The 24,387-nt window shown below is 45.1% G+C and carries 18 protein-coding genes and 1 pseudogene; 3 read left to right on the forward strand and 16 right to left on the reverse strand.

What is annotated here, in order from left to right:
* Positions 1-55: 55 nt before the first annotated feature.
* The 3 genes from ACVW2L_RS17620 to ACVW2L_RS17630 form a co-directional block, all read right to left on the reverse strand.
* Positions 56-943: a bestrophin family protein gene (locus ACVW2L_RS17620; protein WP_457129268.1), complete on the reverse strand. Its 888-nt coding sequence runs from the start codon at positions 941-943 to the stop codon at positions 56-58.
* 307 nt (positions 944-1,250) lie between these two features.
* Positions 1,251-2,180: a hypothetical protein gene (locus tag ACVW2L_RS17625; RefSeq protein WP_457129269.1), complete on the reverse strand. Its 930-nt coding sequence runs from the start codon at positions 2,178-2,180 to the stop codon at positions 1,251-1,253.
* A gap of 5 nt (positions 2,181-2,185) precedes the next feature.
* A complete protein-coding gene (locus ACVW2L_RS17630) occupies positions 2,186-3,295 on the reverse strand; it encodes an MBOAT family O-acyltransferase (RefSeq protein WP_457129270.1) in 1,110 nt (369 codons plus the stop codon).
* 561 nt (positions 3,296-3,856) lie between these two features.
* On the opposite strand from ACVW2L_RS17630, the gene ACVW2L_RS17635 reads away from it, so the two are divergent.
* On the forward strand, positions 3,857-5,578 hold the full coding sequence (locus ACVW2L_RS17635) for an HAD-IIIC family phosphatase (RefSeq protein WP_457129271.1): 1,722 nt from the start codon (positions 3,857-3,859) through the stop codon (positions 5,576-5,578).
* A gap of 6 nt (positions 5,579-5,584) precedes the next feature.
* Positions 5,585-5,827, forward strand: a complete 243-nt coding sequence (locus ACVW2L_RS17640; protein ID WP_457129272.1) for an acyl carrier protein — start codon at positions 5,585-5,587, stop codon at positions 5,825-5,827.
* Between the two features lie 263 nt (positions 5,828-6,090).
* Here the strand turns inward: ACVW2L_RS17640 and ACVW2L_RS17645 are convergent, their stop codons facing one another.
* The 3 genes and pseudogenes from ACVW2L_RS17645 to ACVW2L_RS17655 all read right to left on the reverse strand — a co-directional run.
* A complete protein-coding gene (locus ACVW2L_RS17645; RefSeq protein WP_457129273.1) occupies positions 6,091-6,426 on the reverse strand; it encodes a hypothetical protein in 336 nt (111 codons plus the stop codon).
* A gap of 193 nt (positions 6,427-6,619) precedes the next feature.
* On the reverse strand, positions 6,620-7,534 hold the full coding sequence (locus ACVW2L_RS17650; RefSeq protein ID WP_457129274.1) for a glycosyltransferase family 2 protein: 915 nt from the start codon (positions 7,532-7,534) through the stop codon (positions 6,620-6,622).
* 248 nt (positions 7,535-7,782) lie between these two features.
* Positions 7,783-8,271: pseudogene (locus ACVW2L_RS17655) on the reverse strand (magnesium chelatase subunit ChlI family protein); the annotation flags it as partial.
* A 56-nt stretch (positions 8,272-8,327) separates the two neighbouring features.
* Between ACVW2L_RS17655 and ACVW2L_RS17660 the strand changes: the two are divergent.
* Positions 8,328-8,714 carry a helix-turn-helix domain-containing protein gene (locus ACVW2L_RS17660; protein ID WP_457130212.1) on the forward strand — a complete coding sequence of 129 codons (387 nt, stop codon included), beginning with the start codon at positions 8,328-8,330 and terminating at the stop codon, positions 8,712-8,714.
* Between the two features lie 245 nt (positions 8,715-8,959).
* Here ACVW2L_RS17660 and ACVW2L_RS17665 read toward each other — a convergent pair whose 3' ends face one another.
* From ACVW2L_RS17665 to ACVW2L_RS17710, 10 genes are all read right to left on the reverse strand, one after another.
* Positions 8,960-9,298: a hypothetical protein gene (locus ACVW2L_RS17665; RefSeq protein ID WP_457129275.1), complete on the reverse strand. Its 339-nt coding sequence runs from the start codon at positions 9,296-9,298 to the stop codon at positions 8,960-8,962.
* A gap of 594 nt (positions 9,299-9,892) precedes the next feature.
* Complete coding sequence (locus ACVW2L_RS17670; protein ID WP_457129276.1) at positions 9,893-10,201, reverse strand: hypothetical protein; 309 nt, start codon at positions 10,199-10,201, stop codon at positions 9,893-9,895.
* A gap of 21 nt (positions 10,202-10,222) precedes the next feature.
* Positions 10,223-13,924: a DUF6443 domain-containing protein gene (locus ACVW2L_RS17675; protein WP_457129277.1), complete on the reverse strand. Its 3,702-nt coding sequence runs from the start codon at positions 13,922-13,924 to the stop codon at positions 10,223-10,225.
* Positions 13,917-17,672 carry a PKD domain-containing protein gene (locus tag ACVW2L_RS17680; RefSeq protein ID WP_457129278.1) on the reverse strand — a complete coding sequence of 1,252 codons (3,756 nt, stop codon included), beginning with the start codon at positions 17,670-17,672 and terminating at the stop codon, positions 13,917-13,919. The genes ACVW2L_RS17675 and ACVW2L_RS17680 overlap by 8 nt, the downstream gene beginning before the upstream one ends.
* Before the next feature lie 13 nt (positions 17,673-17,685).
* Positions 17,686-18,618 (reverse strand): hypothetical protein, encoded by a 933-nt coding sequence (locus ACVW2L_RS17685; protein ID WP_457129279.1) that lies wholly within the window; start codon positions 18,616-18,618, stop codon positions 17,686-17,688.
* Positions 18,619-18,684: 66 nt separating this feature from the next.
* On the reverse strand, positions 18,685-19,683 hold the full coding sequence (locus ACVW2L_RS17690) for a hypothetical protein (RefSeq protein WP_457129280.1): 999 nt from the start codon (positions 19,681-19,683) through the stop codon (positions 18,685-18,687).
* Positions 19,684-19,696: 13 nt separating this feature from the next.
* Positions 19,697-20,455 carry a hypothetical protein gene (locus ACVW2L_RS17695; RefSeq protein ID WP_457129281.1) on the reverse strand — a complete coding sequence of 253 codons (759 nt, stop codon included), beginning with the start codon at positions 20,453-20,455 and terminating at the stop codon, positions 19,697-19,699.
* 260 nt (positions 20,456-20,715) lie between these two features.
* Complete coding sequence (locus tag ACVW2L_RS17700) at positions 20,716-21,228, reverse strand: hypothetical protein (protein ID WP_457129282.1); 513 nt, start codon at positions 21,226-21,228, stop codon at positions 20,716-20,718.
* Between the two features lie 3 nt (positions 21,229-21,231).
* On the reverse strand, positions 21,232-22,443 hold the full coding sequence (locus ACVW2L_RS17705; RefSeq protein WP_457129283.1) for a hypothetical protein: 1,212 nt from the start codon (positions 22,441-22,443) through the stop codon (positions 21,232-21,234).
* 10 nt (positions 22,444-22,453) lie between these two features.
* Complete coding sequence (locus ACVW2L_RS17710; protein WP_457129284.1) at positions 22,454-24,382, reverse strand: type II secretion system protein GspD; 1,929 nt, start codon at positions 24,380-24,382, stop codon at positions 22,454-22,456.
* Positions 24,383-24,387: the final 5 nt, after the last annotated feature.

Genomic DNA, 24,387 nt, shown 5'->3' on the forward strand with positions numbered 1-24,387 from the left:
AAAAAGGGGGGAATTATTGAGGAGGAGCCTCGGTTACAGAAACTGAAGCTAGTGTTTACATGATGTAATAAGTCCCAACTTCCGGCTGCTGCGGAGTTGCCTCGGCATTAGCCATCTCCATCAAATTTCTTTCGATGGTGGCAGAGAGTGTGGTCATAGGGGTATCTGTTGGCCTGTTTTCAAAAGGGTCTTGCATCAATATAGCGGTACGCTCAATAGCGATGAACAAAACGGGCACCACTGTAGCCAACACCGCCTCTACAACAGGGTGGTTATCATCTAAGCCAAATGGCAGCACCGTCATTAACACGTAGATCAAAAAGTGGATCAGCACGCTATACGACCTTGGGAATACGGTATTCTTTATCCGTTCACATTTTCCCATGTGGTCGGTAAGCTTGGCAATGCTGGTATCTAACTGCACTTGTACATTTACGTTAAGCTGATAATGTTGGTCAAGCTCCGCCAGGTGCTCAGCATGTTTGGTAAGCAAAAAATTGGGGCGGTTGTAGCTCTCGTAAGCATGTTGCGTAAAGTACTCGGTAACTTTTCCTGATAGCGGCATTTTTCTTAAGCTATCTGCAAGGGTATAACACCAAATGGATTGCCGCGTGGCAAACTCTTTTATGTATTCGGCTTTTTTATCGTCATTGGGCAAAAAGTGCACTAATTGGCGAATAAACGTACGGCTATCATTCACTATTGCCCCCCAAACTATGCGGGCCTCCCACCATCGCTCATATGATTGAGAGGTACGGAACGCAAGCAACAGCGATAACAGCGTACCTATAAGCGCCGATAGGCCAAGCGGAATGGTGATATCTTTAAAAAACAAAAAATGGTCTAGTGCACCTACTAAACTTGCGTATAGCAAAATGGCCAGCACGTCCCATTTAATCAGCTTTATAAAGTAGCTTATTGATATGTTTTTCTTTAATAGCATACAGTAACAAGGTAGTTAAATACTGCCGTTAAACAAAGGCTTGTGGTTTTTGTGTGGTTAGAATTCTATTAGAGACGGCGCGGCAGGCGTTGTTGCGGAACAAGCGGAACACACCGGAACGCCTGTTTAATTAACAGGTTGATAATTAATTTCTTGTGTTTTTTAGCGGAACAACTTATTCGTCAGTAAAATCAGCTATAAGACCTGCGTATTATATTGTTTACAACCTCTTGTAGACCAAGGTGAATTTTGTGCCAATGTGAGAAGCCAAATCGATTTAATAATTCCTACGGCAACGCCCGTGCGGTTATTTTTGCTTTAAAGCTATTGTTAGATTATTTATCATCTGATGAGTCCATCTGGTCACACCCTTTCTATTAAGATGATAAGATGTGTTAAACATCATACTATCGGGAAACAAGTAGTTTTCGGGCGACCCGATAACATTAAATCCATGTTCGTTTAATTTAAAGGGAATAACATTAATTTTAGCAGCAGAAGCAGCAAAGGCTGTTTTTTGATACGCAGGGTAAGTGATCAATAACGTAGCTTTTTTTTGTTTAACCGCCGCCTCAAATTTTTTAACTTCGGCAAAAATTTCATCATCCATATCACCCTCGATCTCACCGTAAGGAGTAAACTGTTCAGAAGGCAACGTCCAATGTAAGGACACATCACCATAACTATTAAATGCCTTCTTGTTGTAAACCCCAACATAATTTGTATCCACCCGGGCCAAATAAAATAACGGATTGAGCTTTGAAGCCAGATAAGACGGCATATAGGTAAGCAGGCTACGATACTGACGGGCATCCAGTAGCTGACGGGTATCTGGCGAAAAATCGAAAACTATAGGAAGCAACTCGTATTGCCCATCTATAAATCTGTTATAGTATTGGTGATATTCTATACACACCACCACTATGTCTCCCGCTTTAAGATACCTTGCGGCATTTCTGAGTAAGTATTTTAAGCCAAACGTAGCCTCGAGACCTGTATTAACAGGGTTAACATGCAAAGCATTTTTAATCATCCTACTGTCAAGACCAAAGCTTAGGACAGAACCTCCTATGAAAACTAAGCGAGGGGAGGGCGTGTTTTTCAGCAAGGAATCTTTATAGGGCTTTTCTCCAAGCAGGCTATATTTTACTGCCGTGGTAGATGGCATCCATATGGCTATGATGGATAAACCCGCAATCCAAATTAATACAATTAAAAGCCTTGTAAAAAACCGCATCGCCACTAAAATTGAAAATATATAAATTGGCTCTTCTCAAAAACACCAAACGCCATTATCACGTAAATAAATCCCAAATATACCGGCCATCTAATATAGGCGCGGGCGTTGAGGAATTTGTGCAAAAGATTAAAACGCTCCTGGAACCGCTCTATAACCATCAACCCGATTATTAACAAGAAGCTTAGCATTAGCGTCGAAAGATTCATTCCGATAAATCCCAATTTCCATTGATGAGCAGCGGTGCCTTGGAAAATAGCAAGAATGCCGCTTGCAATGCCTTTAATCACCAAGCCGGACACATGTAAAGTAGGGGAGCGAAAAAAAATCCATGTAAAACACATAAAAGAGAAGGTCAGGCCCATGCTCAAGCTCCTATAAAAGTTTCGCGGCACTCTTTTGGCTAAACTCTTGCGAAACTTACTTGTCAAAAACTCGTAAATCAGACCCGCTCCGTTTAAAACTCCCCAAAATATAAATGACCAACCGGCTCCATGCCATAAGCCGCTTATAAAAAATGTGATAAATACAGCAAACGCCACACCAGCCTTTCCCCAGTCGCGACGTGCAATTACAATTGGCGAAAAAAGATAATCGTTAAACCAGGTTGATAAAGAGATATGCCACCTGCGCCAAAACTCAGTAACCTTGGTACTGACGAATGGGTTGTTAAAATTGGTCATTAGCTTAAATCCCATTGTCCGGGCGGTGCCAAGCGCAATATCTGAGTAGCCCGAAAAATCGCAGTAAATTTGAAACGCAAAAAAGAGCACGGCCAATAATAATTCCAACGAGTTATGACTACCGGGGTCGGCATAAACGGTATTTACGACGATACTTAGTCTATCTGCAATCACCGCTTTCTTAAATAATCCCCAAGCCATTTGACGTATTCCGGCAGTCATGTCTTCGTAGTTAAACTGATGCTTTTCATAAAACTGATGCAGCATATTTTGGGGGCGCTCTATGGGACCGGCAACCAGCTGCGGATAAAACATTACATATAAGCTATAAATGCCAAAGTGCTTTTCAGCTTTTTGATTTCCTCTATAAACTTCAATAGTGTAGCTCATGGCCTGAAACGTATGAAACGACAGGCCGATGGGAAGTAACATGTGAAGAAATGGTATAGGGTTCTGGTATTTAAAGTAATTCGTCAGCTCGCTAATGTTTTCATTTAAAAAATTGAAATATTTTAAAAACCACAAGTATTCCTATATTGGCCACGAGGCTTATCGTAAGTAATAATTTTCGTTGTACCCCTTCAGCTCTTTCGATATAGATGCCTGCAAAATAATCTACAACTATAGTAAAGCCTAGTATCAAAATATAAATAGGCACAAAAGCCATATAAAAATAGCAACTGGCGATAAGCAGTAAGAACCATCGAACTTTGTGGGGGAGGATAAAATATAAAGACGTTACTACAATGTAGAAAAGTACAAAATCAGTAGAATTAAACAGCATTTCAAATATTATGTAATTGATTACATTTCCGCTAAGATAATCAAATGGAATAAATATCTATATTAACTTATAATATTCCATACGTGTAAATATTGCATCGGTTTGTTTATTTTTGAGCAGCACTTTATACTTTTCATTAAGTCGACGAAACGGCCCTACGATTGGTGTTATACATTATATAAAATCGAATTAACAAGCTGAATAGGCTTATGAAATCCCTTACCGAACTAAAAAAAAATCTAAAAAAAAGCTTCGATCATCTAAAGCATATCAAAATAGCGTTGTTAGGAGATTCGGCTACCCAATTGTTAAACGTAGCGCTACGGGGTACGGGGTATGATGAAGGGCTTGATTTGCAAATTTGGGAGTCAGACTTCGGCCAAATTGACCACCAGGTTTTTGATTCAACATCTGAATTATATGCTTTTAAGCCAGACATAGTTATTATTTTCCAATCATCCCACAAATTATTAGGAAAATACAATAAGCTCGAGCCGGCTGCATACAGCAGCATTGCTGATGAGCAATTGAACGGGATTGATCGCCTGTATAATGCCATAACCGCTGCCGGAATAACGAAAGTTATATTTTACAACTATCTCGAAATAGACGATAGCGTGTTTGGCAATTACGCAAATAAAACTGAGCAATCTTTTTTGTTTCAAATACGGAAGCTTAATTACCGACTGATGGTTTATGCCGGAGCAAACCCTGACTTTTATTTATGTGATATTTCAAGTATCCAAAATCAGTTGGGTAAGGCTATGATGTTTCATGCGTCAGCTTACGTCAGCGCCGAAATGGTGTTCAGCGTAGGCGCCCTCCCGCTTGTCGCTGCTCGAACGGTAGCCATATTGAGTACCTTAAATTCCAACTTTAAAAAATGCCTGATACTGGATCTCGACAACACTTTATGGGGCGGAATTATTGGTGACGACGGTATAGAAAACATTCAGTTAGGGGGCCTGGGCTTAGGAAAAGCGTTTACGGAGTTTCAGTACTGGATAAAGAAACTAAAGAACAGGGGTGTGATTTTAGCCGTTTGCAGTAAAAACACCGAAACCATTGCCAAAGAGGTTTTTGAAAAGCATCCGGATATGGTACTCCATTTAGACGATATTGCTGTTTTTAAAATAAATTGGAACAACAAGGTCGATAACATACGTCAAATACAAAGTATTCTTAATATTGGGTTCGATTCGATGGTATTCCTGGATGACAATCCCTTTGAGCGCAACATGGTAAAAGAAAATATTCCGGCTATTGCTGTCCCTGAACTCCCTGAAGATCCGGCAGAATATTTGGAATATTTATATACGTTAAATCTGTTTGAAACGGTATCCGTTTCGCAAGAGGACACCAAACGCACCGAACAGTATCAAAAAGAAGCGCTTCGCAATAGTACGCAGGCTTTTTATACTAACGAAAATGACTATTTAAAAAGTCTTAACATGCTTGCGGAGATGCATGAGTTCAATAAATTTTACGCGCCGCGGGTTGCGCAGCTTTCGCAGCGCTCTAACCAGTTTAACTTAAGAACAATACGGTACACTGAAAGTGATATCGAAGCATTGAGCAACCAGCCTGGCATTTTTTCATACGCTTTTACGCTGGAAGACCGGTTCGGAGATAATGGCTTGATCAGCTTTATTGTGCTTAAGCACGAAAGCCCGGAAATCCTTTTTATTGAAAATTGGGCAATGAGTTGTCGGGTACTAAAGCGGGGGATGGAAAACTTTGCCTTGAACACCATCGTCTCGTTTGCCAGGCAGGCCGGCTATTCTTATATAAAAGGAGAGTATATTCCGACAGCTAAAAACCAACTGGTTAGAGATCATTACCAGGGACTGGGCTTCGAGCAAATTAACGATTACTGGTTTATAAACGTAAAGTCATATAAGGAAAAACCCTCTTTTATAAAAAAAAAATAACTGGCTATGGAAAAATCTCAAATACTCGCTATAATAAATGATATTGCTAAAGACGTATTAGATAATGAAGATGTAGTTTTAACAAGTGATACTACAGCAAGCGACGTAGAAGAATGGGATTCTTTAAACCACATTCAACTGGTGGTTGCTATAGAGAAAAAATTTAAAATTCGTTTTAATACCCAAGAGATCCAAACCTGGAAAAATGTAGCAGGCATTGTTGATGACGTTGCCGCTAAATTGAGCTAATAAGGCGTCGCCTCGTTGTGTTGCTGGCCGCGAAATAGAGAGGAAATAAAAAAATATCTCAAAAACACATCGAGTTGTTACTAACAGCCGTACCGTTTTTGATGAGCAGCAAAATGCCTCTTTGGTATTGTTAACCCTCGCAGATGGGACCAATATTGAGTTGATATCAGGTAAACGGGTAGAAAACGTGTTAAAAAAGAATTCACGTATTACGATACGCTTTCCCTGCGCACAAGTTGTTGGTCATAAGACGCAACAACGGCCTACACGCCGAACAACAACAAAGGCGGAAGCGGGTGCTGGTGAAAGCAAATCCACTTTTTCCAACGCACAAGGTGTTGGTCATAAATACCAACAACGGCTAACGAACTGAACACCAACAAGGGCGTAAATTTTTTAAGTGGAACAAAGCAAAGTAACTTATAAGTCAGGAGAGTTAGCTGTGAAATGCGTTTAACTTGCTGCACAGGTCCAAAGGCGTTTCCAATACCCCCCGTGGCCGCTCCAGATATGGCTCCGATACCTACAGCTTTCCAAAACTGACCCGAGTTCCAATTTTTAAAACCTCCGGGGCTGAGCGCTAACGGTATAGCCAGCACCTCCTAATACCGCGCCAGTTACAACACCGGTTAAAAACTTCCCAATGACGGGGACTAGAAATCCAAATATGGCCTCTCCGCTTGGGTCCGTATATGTGCTAAAGTAAGCAATTTCTACTCGTTGGGGATGTCGCCACCATCACCGTAGTTTGATGATAGATTCATCAAAAAGAATAAAACTGAAACCGCTTTATCAAAAAGGGTTTAAAACCTGCAATATTCTTTTAATTCCCCGTGGAGTTAATAGACGGCTTCGGTAGTAGGTCGATGTAAGCCATTTAATGGCGTTTTTCCTATCTTTGATCTTGGCGGCGGTAGTAATGGCCCTGGGAATCCTGCTCCTTATTATATTGTCAAGTTCGGGGATTGCCGCAATGTCATCGCAATCTTCCAGCAAGATCCTCACGCTTCTATAATCGTTGTCTGCGTCATTGGTCCTTGATTGCGAATCTGGTAATACCCTGCATTTGGCTGTATACTCATTAACAAAATAAAACGGATTTCCTAATTTGCCAAGGCGGAAACCGAAATAAAAGTCTACCGCTTTTCCGGCTCGTCCGCTGTCTGAATATCCCAGAGACAATGCAATATCTCTCTTTATCAGGTAGGCGTTGTTAGGAAACATGCTTACAGTACCGGCAAAAAGACCGTCAACCAAGCCGGCCCTTTGGGCTGTTCTGAAATAATCTTCGTTAACGGCTTCCGGATTGGCCGTTAGGGCTCCCTTTTCGTCAATCATCCTTTGAAGGCCAAAACTCGCGGTTATTTCGGGGTATAGGCCAAATGGTTTTTTTAATACCTCCAGGCAATGCGGATAAATGGGATCGTCGTCATGCAGTAACAAAGCCAGTTCGCCAGTAGCATGCGCAAACAAAAAATCCACATTGGCTACTTCCTTCAACGAAGGGTTGTGATGAAAGTATCTTATCGGCACCGGGCTGTCCTTAAGCAAACTGTTAATAAGTAGCTTCGTTAAATTATTCTTCGAGTCATCGCCTATTAAAATCTCATCAGGTAAAAGCGTTTGTGAAAAAACCGACTGTAGCGTTTCCAGTAAATAATCTGGCCTGTGATAAGTAGGTATAATTACAGAAATTTTTAAGGACATAGCTTAACGATTTTATTATTAGAAATTTGCTATAGACGTTACATTGCAGATATAAATGTACGGCTTTTTGCTGGATGGAGAAATGTATAGGACTTAAAATCGCAATTTCAAACTCATAAAGAAGGCAACGAACGGGAGTCAACTGAAAAAGCTATTTTTTTAAAAACAAACCATTGTGCCAAATAATAGACAACTCGCTGTCCGTAGTTTTCAACTACGGACTACTATGTCTCGAGACTCCGTCTCGATTACCCCGCCCAACCCTCTCTATCTAAACTTCTAAAATGTATCGCCTCTGCTAAATGCTCTAATTTTATCTCTTCACTACCGGCCAAATCGGCAATGGTGCGGGCCACTTTTAGTATACGGTCGTACGCCCGGGCGCTCAGGCCCAGTTTTTCCATAGCGCGTTTTAACAGGTTTTGTCCGGCTTCGTTAATTTTGCAGAGGTCGCGCACCATTTGGGGGCTCATCTGGGCGTTCGCATGTAGATCGGGCCGGTTGCCAAATCGCTCCGTTTGTATCTCTCTCGCTTTTATTACGCGTTCGCGGATCAACTCGCTCTTTTCTGCCAACCGATCTGACGCCAACTCATTAAAGTTTACAGGGGTAACCTCAACGTGTAAATCTATCCTGTCCAGCAGTGGACCAGAGATCTTGCTCAAATATTTCTGCACCATCCCCGGCGGGCAAATGCAATCCTTCTCGGGGTGGTTATAATATCCGCAAGGGCATGGTGGTGCGAAATACGCTTGCATTCACCAAGGTAGCGAAAATGCCGTACAAAAAGAAAATGCCGGAAAATCCGCAAACCCTGGGAGAGCATGTTTTGCGAAGACGGCTTCATCTTCGCTTGTCTCAAAGCGAGGTTGCCGAAAGGATTGGCGTAACCGAGGACAGTATAACGGGATGGGAAAACGGCCGGAGCGCTCCGCAGATACGGCTTTACCCAGCGATAATTGCCTTTCTTGGTTACTATCCGTTTGAGAAAGATCTAACAACAGTGTCTGGGCAAATTGAATTTGTCCGCAATGCAAACGGATGGAATTATGGGCGGATGGCCAAGGAGTTCCCCGTCGACGCGACCACGGTGATAGGCTGGCAAGGTAAAAACAGAATATCCGCCAATTGCCACAAGCAAATACTTGCTAAGTTATTACAGCAATGCCTCTCGAAATGAAAGGCATTTTAAGCGTTACTTTAGCGCCTTCCTTAGAGGGAAGGCGCGAAATGTCGAACTTTTTGGAGGACTTGAAAGCCTTGCAAACGTCTTAGCAATATTGGAGTTTATCACAATATCGATATCGTATTCCGTCAAACATTGATTCACGCCCCCGCGCTTAAGTTGTTGGTCACAAGACACAACAACGGCCGAGGGCGAACGCCAACAAGGGCAGAGAATAGTTCTTAAATGCGCGCCTGGCATTAACGTTTAAATAGTATAACACTCCCTGTATTATGTTTTATCAATTTGTAAACCATAGACCCTTTCTTTTTAATTAATGAGTCTCCTATCTCTATCTGATGATCCGTATTATAACCACTACCTATATAGTAGATTTTTCCTTTTAACGTAATAGTCGGAAATTGCTTAATGTCATATTCAACTCGGTCAACTGTGCCAGCAAAATCCATGTTTAGATATTTACGAGCTCCTTCACGAACACGTATGATTGTATCAACCAACATAAGGATACACACGATAACAAAGACAATAAAAACGAGAATTGCATATTTCTTATTCACTTTTTGATATTCTCTCATGGATTTAAGTGTTTTGATAATATCTGAATAAATTGTGGTACTGTGACGGTATTACTTTGTCCGACTGAACCACCTATCGCAAATGGTGATTTAATTCCCACACCCCCTTCAGTACCAGCCCATGTTGGTTCACCTTGCGGATCTAGTGATCTCCAAATCGTTTATCTTGCTAAACGCCAAAAAGCGTTTTCTACCGACAGGTTAGCAAGATCATTTGTGGCACAAATGTACATCTTGCTATTACCTTCGACGGTAATTAATTGACACCTCAAAGCCATCCTTTAAGTCGGTTTTTAGTATTGTTATTAAAGTCTATTAGTGCGTTGTTTTTGGTTGTCGATTGAATAAGCTTTGTATGCGGAGCAGGGTGAACTTTACATCTTGCCAGGTAAGACCTTTAGTCAGTATGTCTCTGTTCTTGCGTACACGTTGCTAGTGGGCAAGTAAGTTTTTGTGCTACAAAAACACAACTTGCAGCATAAAAAACAAACGCATTAATAGATTGGCAGATAGATGTATATACCGATAGCTCTTAAAGCAAAAAGCCCGGCTGGTGTGGCCGGGCTGGTTTTGTTTATAAGTATTGCTTTTTTATTAAGATTTTACAGAGGAACTCCATCTTACGTAAAGCCAAGCATCAATAACTAAAGCAATTATAAAAATGACGATAAGCCATTTTACAATAAGCATTTCATTACTTATTTTTAAGTCCAGTTCGTGAATTTGTTTCAATTCAAGTAACCTTTCCTGGGTTGTTATTCCTTTTTTTAACTTAACTATCACTTCCGACGTTTGTACTTGATCTTTATAGATTGAAGATCCATTTACTAAAGCGAAAAACAGTACAATTAATATGATTGGTATTACTATAATGCCAATTTTTAAAACCGTTAAAATCTTCATATCATTTGTTCCTTTTTTATATTAATGAGCAGGCATAAATAAGTTTTGATTTCCTTCCCATTCTCTAAACTGTGATGGCGAAACAAGATTAGGAATATTCACTCCACCGACTTGCAATGCTCCAATAACTAATGTTGTACAATTCGGGCCAAGCAAAGTATAGGTCATTCCAGTAACCATACCGCCGTTCTTTCCAGTATTCGGTGTTCCACTATTATAGATTCCGTTTAAGTAACCAAAGATCTTATTTGCATCAGCCAGAGGAAATTGATAAATTAACGTTGGAGATTTTTTCATTTTATCTACCGCTAACTGGTGAGTGCCTTTTTGTAAAACACCTGGACCTACTGGATCCATGATACCTAATGGTGGTGAAGATCCACCTGCATATCTGCCGAAAGAAAATACTGCGTTATTTACCTCTATATATGTATGACCGAACATTCCGTCGGTTTCGACATAAACAGTTGCGCCGCCGCCGCCCTGATTGGCTTTGTGTGGCGTCGCTTTTACCTCAAACTCTTGAATACCTTCACTGTTTGTATAAGAATTAACTGTTTGTGACCAGTACCTATACCAATTCCCTGGGTCGCTGAACCTCTTGGCTGCTTCTTCACTATCGTAAGCAAACAACTGATTTGGATTATCCCCTCGAAACCTCCCTCCGTGATCAGTACCCAATAAAAATATTAGGTTCCTTTGCAATTGCGCTAATGTCATGTCGCCCATGGGATCATTAAACATAGCGGGATTATTATCAGAGTAATTGTACCCGGTTAACGATTCCGCCATTTCGGCCATCGGATCCACCCCCGTCCACCTTCCCAAAGCGGCATCGTAATTTCGGTAAAAAGTTTGATAATAATCAGGCAGATCGGCATAATCATTCTGCCACTCGCTGCCACCATTGTACAGGTTCCTGTTAGGCGAGGTAGGCGTACTCACCGGGCTGTTAGGCATGATAAGCCCAAAAGCATAGTAGCTGTTTTCCTGCACCACCTTCGCCGTGCCGCTGTTGTTCTCAAAGCTTACCCTGGCGTTACCCTGGTTATCGGTAATCACGTACTCCGCCTTCAGCGTGCCGCCCACGTTGCGCACCCGGCCTTCCGGCATGGCAAAATAAGCAAGCCCGTTGTCCTCGTATACAAAGCCGTCGACATAATCCGTGGTCTTTTGCAGTGTGCTGCTGTTATATTGCTGCTTTCTTATTAACACACCCATAGCATCATACGTGTAATTGATGTACCTGCCGCTGGCTGTCGTTACGGTTATCTTTTGCACCCGGTTAAGCACGTTGTATTCTTCCGTGAGTCCCTTGTAAGGGTCGGTAGTAATATTGCCGTTGTCGTCGTACACATAATCCGCCGTGCTTGCGGTAAGGTTCCTGAAGCCATAGCTCGTATAATTGCTTCCGCTTCCGTCGGCCATATTCTTTAAGCGGTTAGGATTAGCGGAATCATACGTGTACGTTAAATTGTCCACGGCGGTAACCGTACTGCCTATCAGGGCATTCCTTTTTAATGCGGTTATATTCCCGTTTACATCATACAATATATCCTTTTCGTCATACGCCCCGCTGCTGTTCCAGCTGCCGCTGACCTTGTCCTGATACGAAGAAGCCGCTATGCGGTTAAGCTGGTCGTACGTGTACTTGTTGCTGCGCTCAACGCTCTTGGCGCCGGAAGCATTGACGCTCATCCACCGTGCCGCCGTCAGCTGCCCGTTGAAGCTCGCCGTATTGCCCAAACCGCTTACCGCCTCGTCATAGCTCAGCTCCATGCCGAAAACGTCGTTGGTATCGTCGTTCTTTACCCCGTCGCTGGTAAGCGTGCTGTTATTGATGCTCAGGAGCTGCCCCCGGATGTTGTAGCGGTAGTCGACCGCCTGTAGCCAGGGCGTTCCTGTTACCGTTGCGGAAAACTCCGCGTTCAGTCCGGTACTGAAATCAGGCGTTATGGTGATACTGTTAGTGGCAGTTACCGATTTCGTAGTGCTTGCGGCAACCGACTCGGCAGTCCCCAGCGTAATGTCCGTAGCTATCCCCGCTCCACCGCTCAGGTCGTGCAGGTTGCGCTTTACCAGTTGCCCTATCTCGTTGTACTCGTATCCCGCTATCCTGGTTGCCGTACCCGCGTTGTAGGTCTGATCCAGCGCCGTCAGCCTGTCCATGCTGTCGTAACTGAACGCCGTCTTGACAGTGGTCGTGGCGGACGTGGCCTTTGCGACCTTCGTAATGAGGGCCTTGCCGGTAAAGTCCAATACTTTGGTGCTTACGTCTGCCACCGTACTGTTGAGCTGGTTGTTACTCCGCGTCTGGATGGGCCGCAACTTGCCGTCGTAAAAGGTTATGTTAATTAGCCATATGTCGGCAAAACCGGCGCCTACGGTGCGCTTTCGCAACATGGTAGGCAGCCCGCGGGTCTTATCCGTAGCTGTACCTTCGCCGGTAAGGCTCTGGCTCTGGTAGCTGTAGTCGGCCGAACCGTTGCCGTCGAGGTCATAATCATCGTAATAGCTGTAGGCGAGCGGCTCGATGCCGCTTGTAGGAAAAACACTGTTCGTATAATACCCGGTACCCGAGGTGCTGTTCCGTTCCTCGCCCCAGGTAGAATTATAGCCGCTTAATCCGCTTACATAGGTCTGCATGTCAGTACGGTTTGTACGCGTAGCATCGGTGTAAATACCTTGTGAGATCGCGCGACCCCATTGATCGTATTTTATATAGTTCCACTTGTTGCCGACGCGCATATTCGCATCCTGTAGCAGCACCGGGCGACTCAGGGGATCATAAATTATATAGGCAACTTCCGCAGAGGGTACGGTTTTCTCAACCATGCGACCTTGCACATCATAACCATACTTAAATATCAGTTTGTTCACGCCTGACTGACTCAGTGAGTAATTACTGCCGTCGATCATCAGTTTGGTGGCCTTGGGCGGTATTACATAGCTTACCAGCCCAGCCGCATTATAAACGTAGTACGTATCCAGATAGGCACTTGTGTTAACCTGGCGCTTAAGCACCGTGCGGCCATGCATGTCCGTGAAAACCATCGTCCGAATGCCCTGTTCGTCGGTGGCATCCACTACGGACAGCGAATTGGCGCTGTAATACGTGGGACTGGTCGTTCCTGTACTGCTCCAGACCAGCACGTAATCCGCCGTTGCGCTGCTGCGGTAGCTTACGGTCTTGTAATGCTGGGTTCCTGATCCGCTGGGCTGAAACCCGGCGCCCGTCATCCCCTCCTTCAGCAATCGCGAAAGGGGGCTGTTCTCAAACACCCGTTCGCTGTACGGCGCGGTGTTGTCCGCCACCTTGTCCGTAGTCACCTGATAAAAAGCGGCTTGGGCAGGTATCGCGCTGCTTTGATAAGCCGCGTTGTCCGACATCGCGGCGTATGGCAGGTAATTGATGGTTTGCATGCCGGAGGCATCGTAGGCGACGGGCTTAATAATGTCTTTCCCATTTGGACTGGCTTGTAGCCCCACGGACTGTACCGGCCTTCCCAGACCGTCGAAATACACCCTGGCCGATTGCTTCTCGGCCTGGTTAAGCGCGTCGGCCTGAACGGACGTCGTAACGCCGGATATTTTAATGAGGTCCTCCTGCTCGTAACTGCGCGTCTGACCGAACAAGGGCGACGTGAACAACAGCGATAAGACGGTTACTAATGCCGGATGCATCCTTGATGCGGACGGGATAATCTTATTTAGCTTATTCACAGGCTCCGGCGTTTAAGGTGAGCGTAAAATTATCCGCAATGTCTACGGCAAAGGTGTACTGGTTGCTGTGGATCCAGCTTTTGGCATCCGCCTCGCTGCTGTCGGTCAATGTGGAAATGCATATGTCGGTATCCTCGCCGTAGCAAAACACCTTAACTGAATAAGCGCCGGGCAGTATCTGCGTGAAGCCGACAGCGGTAGACAAAACCGTATACTTAAGTGTCGAACCCTGCCTGAATTCCATTTTAGTCAGCCCGCTCGCGGAGGTGTTGTTGATAAAATACAAGGCGGCCATGGTAACAGGAGGAGGGGGAGGTGTTATGATCTCCACTTGCGTCGTATAGGTTTGCGAACCCAGACCGGCGACGGTTACGGTAAGCGTTACGTTATAAGAACCCGCTGTACTGTAGGCATGCGCGGGGTTTGAGGTCGTAGCAGTGCCGCCGTCTCCGAAATTCCAGCTGTAGGAAACGCCGGAAAAAATGCTGTATGAATTAACCGGATTAAAAGAATAGGCAATTCCAGGATAAAATGAAAAGTTGTCGCTTATACCGCCTAGATTGAATATTGCAGGCGGTATGGCGGATGCGGGGTAGTTAAATACGTAATTTCGTGCTTTCTTATACGTGATGTTCTTGTCCTGGTCGTAAATCAGGTTGACGCGCCCAAATTTGTCCTTATCGTAATAGGTGCTTATCCCGCTGGTATTAGTTTCGCTTAGGGTTTGATGGGTAACTGCGTCATAACAATAGCTATTTGCCGCCGATATATCTGGATAAACCAATATATCGTCAATTGCTATGGCACTTCCCGCTGTAAAGCTGATCGTAAAGTTGTCCGTAAGGCCGGACACGGGTATTTTTACTTCGTAATATTTCCAGGAAGCTCCCGTTGCATAGTTCAGCGCAACAGTTTGCGTGGCCGACCCGGCCGCGCTAACGGTAAATGAGCCTGCTGAAGACGAATTTTTTATCCAGGCAGCAAATATGTAGTTTTTGACCAGTGATCTTTTGGTCAACGACTTTGAAAACGTTCCCGTGCTCGTAAATTGCAGGGCGCTGCGGCCGGAGCGGTCAGTCACGGTTGTGTAACTGCCGGTTTTGGTAAACGCTTCCGGGTTATTGGCGTCATCTTCGATGTTATTGTAGGCTACCTCGGTTATGCCTGCATTGCCGAATGCCGCCAGCGGCAGCTGCGTCAACTGGTCCGCTATAAGCGCCTGCGGCGTTCTGTCCATGCCGATTGAGCTCTTGATGTTGCCGCTTTTGCCGTAATCGATGGTGTTTGTCGTGGTTATATAGTGTGAATCCGGCGAAGAGGCATTCGTGGTGACCGTGGGGACGAAACCCGTGATGCCGTCGGCAGCAACGAGTTTTAGAATGGAACGTGGCATATGAAGCGTTTGCAGGGAAATGGCAGTGTTGTATAACCCGAAATCGATAAATTGCGCACTGGTCGTCTTATAGGAACCTCCGCCGGGTGCGAGAACCTGAGTATAGGTCTCTACCGGTATGTTGATGTTCTTGGTTACCAATGAATACGTCGCGGTATTCTGCGTAGACGAGTTATAGTCCTTTGTATAGGTCGTATAGGTCTTGGTTATCGTACCGTCGCTGTTGGTATCCTCCCGTACCGTGACGTTCTTATGCGTACTCCCGGTGTAGTATAGCTTTGACACGTCAAGTTTACCGACTGTCGTGGACGAGGGATCAAAGACCTTTTTGTCGATTTGAGTAATGAGGTTGCTGGTGCCGGCATAAATATTATACTTGGAATATACCTTTACATAATCGTTGTCATCCAGCCTAAGCGCCTGTATCACCAAGGGCGACGACGACCGTTGGTAAGTGTAGGAGGTCTCGGCCACTTTGGTGCCGCCTTCATTGTAGACCGTCTCTTTTTTCAACAGTCCCCGTTCAAAGTTATAATTGGGATTGGGCGCAAACGGATACTTAAAGGCACCGTTGCTCACTGATCCCCTGCTTACGGTACAACCTGGAGTAGCCGAATAGGAAACGGTTGGCGTCCAGTCAGACAATGGAACAGAACTGTCAAAAGCACCCCCAGGTACATTATACTCATATAAAATGCTTCCCTTTCCTGTCTGGCTTTCCTTCACGTGGGTGTACATGATCGTCTCATCAAAGTCGTCCCTCGCCAGGTCGTAGCCTGCAAACACCTCCCCGGCAGGCGTATCATGGGAAAACTTGGGAAGGGCCAGCGGAACTCCGCTTGACTGACTTGACGGATTCAGGTAGCTGTAGTTGCGTACGATGTTGTTAGCCGAATTTATGCCGTCATAGTCTGTTATTTTCTTAACCCTTGCTCCGCCCCCGTATACGGTGCTGCCCGCATTGTAATAGCTGTTTGACTCATATTCCATTTCGGTCGTGCCGCTGTCGTAGTATAGGATCTGTTTCAGCATGCCGACCATTACGTTCGTTGTACTGACAGCTCCGGTCTCCAATGTACTGTGACTGTTCCCCATATAGTAACCCCAGGGGTCAGCCGCAGTTGCACTGGTAATAAACGGTGTCGTGACAGTGCCCGTCTGGTCTACATACGAAAAGTAATAGTTTAATGGCGAGTTAGGCTGGTCCGTGGTTATACTTCGCAGGAAAGTAGCGCTGGTTACCGCCTTCATCGGGTCAGGAGCAAAATCTCCATAATAGAAATTGTAATTAACTCCCTTTGCGTTTATATTAACCAGGGCGTCGTTTTCATAGGCATTAGGTATCGAATAGTTAAAAGTATATGTGTCGCCGTTGGCTACAATCGTTGCCAGGTGCTTACTTTGCTTGCTTTCTTCTATCAGGTACATCAGAGTATATTCGCTCAGGTCGGTCACCCCGCTATCGTCACCTGGACTTTCGTCCAACTGCTGCCACTTTTCGCCTCCCGAGCTGCCGATGCTGTTGTAGGTAAGCTGCACCTGGTTGCCATTGGGGTCAATTATGTTGGTCAGCAGCCATGCGTCATTGTAGGTAATCAGTCCCGCATACTGATAAAACTGGGTCTTAAAATATTTCAGGTTATCTACCGGGAAAGCGGCCCCGTTGTCGGCGGGGTAAAGGAACTTTGTGCGCTTGGTTGCCGTTGTGGTTTCAGAAAAATAGTACTTAACGCCCTTGTCATTGGTTACGATGAAGCTGGTTATCAGCCCCGACGCGGGGTCGGTGGTTTTCATTATCCTGATGTCCTGGTAAGAAAGCGTCCTCATTATGCTGTCCTTGTCGAAGACGAACTGGCAAGACAACCCGGGAACGTTGATGCTGAAAATATCAGGCTCAGTGTCGTTATAGTTATTGAAGTTGCTGTTGATATAGGTAAGATCGGCCTGCTCGTCGGTGCATACGGATGGGTTGTTGTCATTGACAATGGTAAAACTGTTGATCTTGGCTCCGTTGGCGCTATAGATCCACCCCAGCATTGGCGCTCCGCCTGCATTCTTCTTGACATCGTCAGGCAACCCGCGCACGTTGCGCGATATCTGCCCGCCCGCCTGAAGCGCCCATCCCCAACCTGTAGGGGTGGCCTGGCTTGTTCGGCTTGGCCTATTTTCAATCTGTATACCCCTGGAACTGTATCCCATGACAATCGGGACAGATATACTTCCGCTCCCGGCATTCAATATGGGTATCGCTACGTTGATGGTACCCGTGGCCCGGTCTACTGATACCGGTACGCGCTGAGCAGAGGCATGCGCGAAGCCTATGGTCACGCACAGCATTAACAGTTTTCTTTTCATTTGACAAATACTTTTAATTCTGACCACTTTTTTCCAGTTTGTTTATCCGCTCGTTTTGTTCCTTCAGTTGCTTGTCTTTTTCGATCAGGTACAATGTCAATTCCTCCACCTTCTTCAGCAGCAGCCGATTCATCTCACCCAGGTCAAGACCGCTTGCGTGTACTTCGTCTGCCGAAGGCATATCCGGTAGGTGCTGGTTCTTGTCTATATAGGTTTTTACTTCTGTCAGCGTTGGGAGCTTGTAATCTTTCAGGAATACAAAGTCTGGCCAGTTGGCTTGTAATTTCACTTTCATAGAAGTGGCGATGGCTGCGCCATTGACGGCAAGTTTATATTCATTTATAGGGGTTGCGCCGATCCCGACATTTCCTGTGCTACTAAGAGTTAGCGGTTGAGATATACCGTCATTAGTGTAGAATTTAATTCCCGCACCTACTCCACCAACAACAGATGCGTAACCTGTTTCATCACTTAATCTTCCATTAGAGTTTACATTACCGAATACGATACTTCCTTTGACATCCAGCTTTGCTGTCGGGCTTGTTGTACCTATGCCCACATTCCCGTTGTTAGCTATTTTCATAGCTATACCCGTTCCAGAGACCGAAGTTCCGCTCGTACCGCTGTTATAAACTGCAAACTCAATACCTCCGTTAGATCCCATACCCAACGTAGTAGAATATCCATTTAAAATATACTTGGTTGAGGTTCCGTCAAAGTAACTGTTTTGACTAATTCCAACCTGGGGTACGGCAGTATAGTCTTGAATCAATAACTCTCCCACTTGTAAAGAAGACGCGTAACCAGACCAAATATTGCCGGGAAGTGTGCTTCCTTTAACAGAAAAGATAGCCTGTGGATTTGTGTTTCCAATTCCTACATTGCCGGTATTAGAGTTATAAATATTGCTCCCTGAAGTTGTCCATTGAGCATAAGAAAATTGCAATGCAGCAGAAAGCGCGATTAACGTCAGAAAAGGTTTTTTCATTGTGATGTATTAGGGTTTAACGGATTATTGTTTATTCGATAATAATGTCAGTTTTGCTTCTATGGCTGCTATTCGCTCTCGCATTTTTGCGCTATCTACATGTTCAGATCTTAATCGATCTATTTCGGTTTTCTGGTCGATCAAATACAACGTCAGTTCCTCCACCTTCTTCAGCAGCAGGCTGTTCATCTCACCCAGATCGAGGCCGTTTTTGTGTATCTCATCAGCGGATGGCATGTCGGGCAGGTGCTGGTTCTTGTCGATGTAGGTCTTTACTTCGTTCAGTGTCGGCAGCTTGTAGTTTTTCAGGAACACAAAGTCGGGCCAGTTGGCGCTAAGCTTTACCGTCACTGACGTGGCAATAGCGGCCCCATCGACGGCGAACTTATAACCTGTAGGTATCGATGCGGTATTGATGCCAACACTGCCATCTGTACCGGAAATAACAAGCGCGTTTCCAGTGATCCAGGCTCCGGATCCACTATAAACCTGAAAGTGGAGGTTATTGTCGGGTCCACCGTTGTTGATCTGAAAGGCACTGCCTGCACTGTTGAATATTGTTCCCGTTTGAACCTCTCGATTTAAGGCAATCCCCCCGTAATATGTTCCGCCTCCAGGTGTTAAACTTATCCCATAATTATTATTTTTTATGGTTAAAGGAGATTGAGGATTGGATGTGCCGATTCCGATGTAACCACTACTAGTAATTCTCATCTTCTCTGAACCTGCTGTCCCCAATGCTAAACTAGACGATGTGGATGAGCTTATTAGAGAAAATCGGTCCGAGGCTCCCGGCGCTGTTAGCGTGAAATTTATGTCTTGATCCACTCCATTGGTAATGTTTTGCACTAATCCAGAACCAACAACTACCAGTTTGTTGGCTGAGTTGGTATAGTTTGTTCCAATGCTTACACTTCCAGAATTGAGATAATAATTACCCGACGTTCCGCTTTGTATCCATTGGGCGCTGGCAGTGTTTACAATTACTATAACAGTTAAAAATGATAGGATGAAGGCTTTCATGTTTTTGATAAGATTAAGGGGTAGTAAGAGCTATATTTTTTGATAACTTGCTTATTTGTTCTTTTAATTCAAGAATTTCTTTGCTTTGCTGTTCTGACTGAACTTGAAGTGACTCTACTGTTTTATTTTTTTCCTTATACCTGGCATCATTTTCAATTAAATATAAAGTTAGCTCTTCCACCTTCTTCAGCAGCAGCCTGTTCATCTCGCCAAGGTCGAGGCCTTTGGCATGCACTTCATCTGCCGAAGGCATGTCCGGCAAATGCTGGTTCTTGTCTACGTAGGTTTTTAGTTCTGTCAGCGTTGGAAGCTTGTAGTCTTTTAGAAACACGAAGTCGGGCCAGTTGGCATTGAGCATCACTTTAATAGAGGTCGCTATGGCACTCCCATTTACTGCGAGCTTGTAACCCTTAGGGTTGTCTGTGCCTATGCCTACGTCGCCTCCTTGAGGGTTGATAATCGTGTTTCCCCAATTTATTCCGCTTTTGTCAATCGACTGCAAGATGCCATATCCACCGGCGTCAGCTGAAGTGACTAGAAATATAGATGTTTTTCCATAAGCAGCTGACCCTACTAAAAAATTGGTTACTGTTCCATTATTGTAAACGCTCCCATTGCCTCCCTGGACATCGAGTTTATTGACAGGACTCGCTGTTCCGATTCCAACATTGCCGGTATTAGTATTGTAGATGTTGGTTCCAGTCGTCCACTGTGCATAAGATAATTGCAGCGCTGCAAAAAGCGCGAATAGACTTAGATAGGTTTTTTTCATTGTGATATGATAGAAGTTAGTTAGCAAGCAAGTCGCTGCGAGCGAACTCTGACTGGCCGGTAACCGTCCGATCAATATGACGGACTGGAAGCAAAGACACAGTCTCCGCTATCGTGATACGGTATAGGCTCTAATAACAGAGATGACCTAATGTAAAAACATTTTTTTTATAATGCAAAACCTTTTGAAAATACTTAACGTCGCCATTTATCGGAATTTTCCATCAACCGATGTTTTTCATCGTGAACAAAAAAATCAAACTACTCTCTCAAGATCTCCAAATACAAGTCTGCAATCAGCTTCTCCCCTGCCATTCGGCTTGTATGGTAGGTGACACTACGTATAACGCCGATGTCTTTGGTTTTTTGCAGGTCATTCAAAGTTTTGGTGATCGCAAAAAAATCGCCCTCGAAGGTCAGTTTTTGAACGATGACTTTTTCCGTGTTAAAGGAAGCGTCCTGAACGGGCACCCCGCTTAGCTTAACGCCCTGCTTTTCCGCGATGATGCTGATCGTGCCAATGCTGCTGTTGCGAAAGGCAGCGGTATCCGCCCGGTACCGGGAAATCTCGTTGTCTAAATTAGCGTTTTTTCTTTTTAAATATCCTGGCTGGTAGCTCAGGTCAGCTCCTAAAGCCTGCTGCTCTTTCATTTTTCTATTGATTTGCCACGCTTCGATGGTTTTCTTAAAGTCCAATTGATAGCCAATCAGCAGTAACAAAACCACGCCTGCAACAAACAAGTGCTCTTTTCTAATCTGGATTCGTTTCAGCATACCTTAATACGTTAGGATTATCGTAAACTGTCCCGAGCCCAACTCGCCGTTGTAAACATAGCTCTCCATTTGTGTGGACTTTACCCATTTCAGCGTTTTGATGCGGGCTATCCATTCGTTCACCGGCAGTATGTTCTCGGAACTACCTGCGAGTTTGATCTTTCCGTCAGCGAATATCAGAGCTCTTTGGGTTCGTGCCGCGGCTTCATCCACGGGATCGATACTCATTTCAAGTAATCGAATGTCATCCGGCAGCAGTGAAGCGAGCTGATCGACGTATGCAGCTTTGCCTGGCCCGCCGTTCCATCCCAGCGTCGTCAACAATGCTTCCTTTGTCTTTACCTGGTCTGAGATTCCCTCTATGTCGTTAACGTTTCTTGCATATACACTTATCTGGTCGGAGAGTCGGTTGTTTGCGGCAGTCAGCCAGGAAAACGCGATGAAGTTGAATAATAATAACAGGAAAAACACCACTAAAAAAACAAAACCCTTTACCCTAAGTTTTTTGTTGCTTAGTTCGTTTTCCAACGACGCTTGCAAACTGCTTACGTTAGCCGCAATGACTTCGATGTCCGGTGACAGCGCCAATTGAAAAGCGGCGGCGTAAGGAAGAATCAATTTCTCGTCAATCGCTTCCGTGCTTATTTTTAAAGGAAAGCCGGCGGTCGATCCGGCTGCATAGCTATAACCTATCCATTCCTTTACAGCGTTTCGCTTGACAATGTGACCATCGAATGCGACGTCTTCGTCGTAAAAATTAAGCTGCCCAATAACGTGCTGAACAGGGAAAGGGCCCAAACTCAATAACAGTGGGGTAAAACCTAAATTTCTGACGGCATCGATCCATTTGTCCGCTTCCGTTTTCCTGACAACGGAAACAAAGGAACGCTCTCCTGATACAAAATGCTGGATATAAAAATCCTCGGGATTGCCGTTGGGTAGAATCTGTGCAAAAGTGTTGGAACTGATCTCCTCCAGTCTGTCCACCTGCTTCTGCAGTATCCCTTTCCCGGAAAGGTTGAGGGAAACCAGCGTCTTTTGCGGAAAATGCTTTTTTAGCTCATCAATGTTATCGAGATCGATGAATTTTTTGTCAATGTCGAGCTTGTTGTCTTTTACAATAATGCTGCAGGCGTGGACTGCCACTTCCCCGCTGGCATGGAGGATTATGTTTATTCCATCTGCCTGACCGATCCTGTAATGTTCGCTGAGCATATCCACTATTCTAACGCATAATGGTGGGCTTGATGAACACCAGCGTCACAATCTTCCCGTTGGTCTTCTTCTTGCTGCTGAATATCCATTTCAAAATGGGTATCCTGGACAGCAACGGAATACCGGACGCGCTGTCGCTTCTTTCCGTGCGTTCTATGCCACCCAATACGATCATGTCCTCATTGTTCACCCGGATACTGCTCTGGAACTTGCTTGAAGAGGTTGGTGGTGGTGATCCGTCGGCCGGGATAGATGTAAAATCGGAAATGTCTATGCTAATACCGAGCGTGACCTGGTCATCTCCGGAAATGATGGGCCGGAATCCGATGGTCAGGTTGGCCTCGGCGGGTACAAACTGGTTGGTGATATTGTTAATGACGTTGGCCGAAGAAGGTATAACGTTCTGTGTTGTGTTTTTGTAATACACCTTGTTGCCGATGCTCAGGGTTGCCGTGTGTCCGTTTAGCGCCGTCATTTTGGGAACCGATCTTACGTCGACATTGTTGTTGGCCTCCAGTGCTTTTATATTGACATAGAAATTAGGCACGACATGACCCAGATTGGTCGATGTCAGGCTTCCGACCTTGTCCAAAAAGCCGTTGACCGAACCCGCGCTAAATGTAAAGTCCATTCCTGACAATAAACTCCCGCCTGTCTTGACGCTGTCAGCTACCCCGGCTGACAACCCCGTAGCAACCGTGCGGGTTTTGTGGACGTCGATCAGGGTCACTTCGATCAATACGACAGGCACCAATACATCCAGCTGCCGGATGAAAGTTTCCATTTCCGCGATCCGCGAACTGGCGCCGGAAATGATCAGGCTGTTCTGCTCCCTGAACTCAGTTATCTGAACGCCCTTTTTCCATTCGAGGGGAATCATAGCGACAACCGTGTCGATCGTCCGGTGCTGTAGCTGAATGGTTTTTGAAACGCGGAGCCCTTCCAGCTTGCTGTCGCCTATCATGTATACGCCGTTCTCTGTGTGATAGGTGTAGTCAGTTCCTTTAAAAAGCATCGTCAAGAAGGCGTCAAGGCCCACATCGTCCACATTCAGGCTGATATTTCCTTTTATTTCGGAATACGTGATTGTCTGTTTGCCGAGTTCGCGCGAGGCTTGCTTGATAAGGTCGGCAATCGGAACGTTGGTGACATCTGCCGAGATCACCTTTTGACCGTTCACCGTTCTGACCAACAAACCGGAAGGAGCTGGATTCGCGGGCGCTACCGGTTTGAATACCTTGCGGGTAGATACGTTCCTGTCTCCGTTGATATAGGTTTCCTCATTGCTTTCCAATGGCTGGAAAACGTAAAAATTATCGCTGGTTTTGACTGACTTGATCTCGTTCAAGAAAGCCAGCTTTTCAATCGCCGCGTCAAATGGGGCATTGGCGATAAAGCCGCTGACCCGCTTGCCCTGCATGGAAATTGGCACCTGCACATTCCTCCCGGATATCGAAGTTATTTTCCGCGCCACCGCTGTCAGGCTGTCGTTGCTCAGGTCGAGCGATAGCGCGTTTTCCAGCTGGCTGTATTTTACATTAATGTCTTTGACGCTAATGGGGGTCAATACTACCGGAACCGTGTAGGGCGTCAGGTAAATAATGGAGCCCGTCACGTTGACGTCCAGGTTGTACTTTTTGGCCAGGAACGCAATGATGTTGGAGGCCGGAACGTTGTTGACCGATTCGGAAACGACAAAATTAAGCTGAGGGTCGATGCTGATGCTCAGTTTGTTAGCTTTGTTTAAAACGTTGACATAGTCGCGGATGGTTACTCCGGTCAAATTGAGCTGCACCTGTTCTGCCAGACCTGGGACGGTTGCGGAGAGGGCATCCAGCTTTTGCTGAATGATATCAATTCGATCCTGCCTTTGCGCAAGCAACTTGCCGGGCCACAGCAGCACAACGAACACAAACAGATGCCAAATAGTTATACGCATAAGGT

Source organism: Mucilaginibacter sp. HD30 (assembly GCF_054061755.1).

Bases quoted from the DNA above. Each gene is read 5' to 3' on its own strand.
- ACVW2L_RS17620 (WP_457129268.1), bottom strand. From the start codon at position 943: ATGCTATTAAAGAAAAACATATCAATAAGCTACTTTATAAAGCTGATT.
- ACVW2L_RS17625 (WP_457129269.1), bottom strand. From the start codon at position 2,180: ATGCGGTTTTTTACAAGGCTTTTAATTGTATTAATTTGGATTGCGGGT.
- ACVW2L_RS17630 (WP_457129270.1), bottom strand. From the start codon at position 3,295: ATGTTACTTCCCATCGGCCTGTCGTTTCATACGTTTCAGGCCATGAGC.
- ACVW2L_RS17635 (WP_457129271.1), top strand. From the start codon at position 3,857: ATGAAATCCCTTACCGAACTAAAAAAAAATCTAAAAAAAAGCTTCGAT.
- ACVW2L_RS17640 (WP_457129272.1), top strand. From the start codon at position 5,585: ATGGAAAAATCTCAAATACTCGCTATAATAAATGATATTGCTAAAGAC.
- ACVW2L_RS17650 (WP_457129274.1), bottom strand. From the start codon at position 7,534: ATGTCCTTAAAAATTTCTGTAATTATACCTACTTATCACAGGCCAGAT.
- ACVW2L_RS17660 (WP_457130212.1), top strand. From the start codon at position 8,328: ATGCCGGAAAATCCGCAAACCCTGGGAGAGCATGTTTTGCGAAGACGG.
- ACVW2L_RS17665 (WP_457129275.1), bottom strand. From the start codon at position 9,298: ATGAGAGAATATCAAAAAGTGAATAAGAAATATGCAATTCTCGTTTTT.
- ACVW2L_RS17670 (WP_457129276.1), bottom strand. From the start codon at position 10,201: ATGAAGATTTTAACGGTTTTAAAAATTGGCATTATAGTAATACCAATC.
- ACVW2L_RS17680 (WP_457129278.1), bottom strand. From the start codon at position 17,672: ATGAAAAGAAAACTGTTAATGCTGTGCGTGACCATAGGCTTCGCGCAT.
- ACVW2L_RS17690 (WP_457129280.1), bottom strand. From the start codon at position 19,683: ATGAAAGCCTTCATCCTATCATTTTTAACTGTTATAGTAATTGTAAAC.
- ACVW2L_RS17695 (WP_457129281.1), bottom strand. From the start codon at position 20,455: ATGAAAAAAACCTATCTAAGTCTATTCGCGCTTTTTGCAGCGCTGCAA.
- ACVW2L_RS17700 (WP_457129282.1), bottom strand. From the start codon at position 21,228: ATGCTGAAACGAATCCAGATTAGAAAAGAGCACTTGTTTGTTGCAGGC.
- ACVW2L_RS17705 (WP_457129283.1), bottom strand. From the start codon at position 22,443: ATGCTCAGCGAACATTACAGGATCGGTCAGGCAGATGGAATAAACATA.
- ACVW2L_RS17710 (WP_457129284.1), bottom strand. From the start codon at position 24,382: ATGCGTATAACTATTTGGCATCTGTTTGTGTTCGTTGTGCTGCTGTGG.